This is a genomic window from Lysinibacillus sp. (assembly GCF_032093475.1).
In the GTDB taxonomy this organism is placed as follows: Bacteria; Bacillota; Bacilli; order Bacillales_A; family Planococcaceae; genus Lysinibacillus; species Lysinibacillus irui.
On sequence record NZ_DAMDAY010000010.1, the window covers coordinates 50779 to 53489 of the forward strand.

1 protein-coding gene is annotated in these 2711 nt (G+C 37.8%); it reads right to left on the reverse strand.

The window, feature by feature from the left end; translation table 11 throughout:
* Positions 1 to 2262 (reverse strand): SpoIIE family protein phosphatase (locus tag RT445_RS04545; protein ID WP_313469897.1); only part of this gene is annotated, 2262 nt, incomplete at its 3' end.
* Positions 2263 to 2711 lie beyond the last annotated feature (449 nt).

The following is a 2711-nucleotide window of genomic DNA, read 5'->3' on the forward strand; positions in this document are numbered from 1 at the left end:
CGTAGTTAACTTTTCTTGAATGGTTTTATTTGTACTTGCGACCTGCTGTGCAAAAGCTAAAAACGCCTCCTCCTGCTCACTCCAATCAGCTACGCTTGAAAATAGACCATCTGAATGCATTAAAATGACGTCTCCTGCCTTCAGTTTCCTTTTCTCAGCCTCCACTGCTGAAATTGATAAGAATCCTACAGGTGCTGCATTACTTTCAACTTTCAGTACTTCTTTCCCACGTAAAATATAGGTCGACATTCCTCCAGCCTTCCACGACCACAAATCACCATGCTGTAAATCAACGAGAGCAAAATCAAGTGTTGCGTACATATCATCTTGTTGCTTTAATGACATGACATAATGCAATGTATGCATCGCAGTTTCCGGATTCATATTGTAATTGAGACACTCTCTCATCAAATGTATCAATTTTCTACTTTCATGTTGTGCTTCTTTACTTTGCCCCATACCATCAGACAACAATATCGCAAATAACCCTGGATGCAATTGGAAGAGGGCATGTGAATCCCCAGAGTATAAGGTAGCATTTTTAGACATGCTATATATATCATACTCTACTTCAAAGCTAATAGCTGATCTAAAGCATATTTGTACATGACGAAACGGTATTTCACAGGCTGTTACTTTTTCAATTTCAAAAGGTTCATCAAAAATTTCATAAAGAATTGGCAATATCATACGTTCAGCTAGTGTCGTATCTTCCTCCCAGTTGACCCGTGCTGGCGCTAAAGCACAGACAATTTTTCTTGCTCCTGGCTTATTGCTAAGCACATCAAGTTGAAAACATTCAATATGGGCCTCCTTTAAACGTTCAGCGATGTCTTTTTCAACACTTACAAATGAAATCGTATCCTCCTTCATCTCAGCAATTAACTGGTTTAAATGATTACTCATATCACGAAGTTGCAGAGCAATCATTTTTTTGCCATGGAAATACTGCCCGTTAATCCGTTCTCTATAGAGCTCCGTATCTAACTCCTCAAAAATCTTCGTCGATTTCACACATTTATAGCGTATTTGTTCTTCTACACGGTGGATAGCTGATTCTTTACCTACTCCTTTCATATGAAACCAATCAGTCATCAGCTTGTCCATCCCATTATTTTTAGCTCCCCAGCAATGTTCGTATCTGAAACAACTTAAACAAGTATTCATTGGAGAAACTTCCTTCGCTTCTTCAACCGGTGCCGTCATAAAACGATCAAACACAAGCTCCTTCATGAATTGAACAAAATGCTGAAAATGCTCTAACTTATATGTTACATGATCTGTTAACCAGTTCTGACGTGCCAGTAAAACCTCCTCACGTTGTGGGAAGAGCTTGTCCCTTACCTTATCTGAATATTTTTTAGGAATCATTAGAAAAAGAAGACTACCAATAGCAATAGAGGTAAAATAAACGCTATCTAAAGGCAATGTGGCGTCATAAAATAAAAAGAACACACTTGGTAAAATACTTCCGATGGCAACCCCAAATCTACCACCCTTCGCTCCCATACCCGCACACAGCCCTGTTAAAGTTGCAACTGAGAGCATGCCGGTAAATGAAAGCTTTGCCACACCGATTAGCGTCCCTAGCACAGCCCCGATTACAGTTGCCAAGGGAACACTCCCAACTAATGCACCAAAACAGATAAAGAGTTGCAATAAAAAAATGGGGAGAGAAAAATAGCTAAACACAACTGCTTGCATCCCTGTAAGCATGGCGGCAAACACCACTAATCCAGAACCCAGCTTCTCATATGTCCAATGACTCGTAAACCATTCATACGAGTTAACAAACAGCACTTGCATAAACAGCGTCATAATAAGAGCTAGAGCTACCTCACAGCCTACATAAAATTGTACAAGCACTGGTGGTAAGCCTTGATACATCACTCCTTGCCACATTATTTGTACTAGCAATACAGCTAAAGATACGGCAATGCTTTGTGGCAGCTGCCAGTAACGGAAACGCATAATACATTCATACATAACGATCTGTAAAGCTAGAATAAGGACTTGTCCAAAGCCAAGGAAAAAACAACCAACTAAACTACCAAATAGAACATATTTTGCATACTCCCTATATTTCGTTCGAATGATGGCCCAAAAAGGAACTGAGAACGGTACAGCTGCTTCGAACACAACGGATTGAGCTAGAAAAAAAGCGGTTAAGAAAAATAGAGAGCCTATCAGTATTTGTTTCTTTTTTATACCTATTTTTCGGCCTTCTACATTCGTTGTATTATACCATTCAATACTTGTCATATAACTTTCCCCTTTCCGCACTTTTGGCTATTATAAAAAATTATGTGTGGAAAGATTGTCTGACGTTGACAGAAAAAAATTAAAATATTTCGACTAATAGATATACATAAATACGAGAACTGGCAACAATTTCTTTCACAGTTGCCTTATATTTATGAAAAACGTTGAAAAACCACCTTATTGATACAAAATAATAATGTCTATACTTTTACCCTCACCATACTTAAATGGCATTCTATGTACTATCTCGTACTTCATTAAACTACTGCACCGATACATTTCTACGTAAGAACAAAAAATCCGCTAAAATAACACTTCTACACTAATTTTTATTAATTATATTTTTTATTATTTTTTTAATAAACTTACTTGACACTAACGCAATTGGCTTGTATTATTTAACTTGTTGCTTAACGACATGCGGAAGTAGTTCAGTGGTAGAACACCAC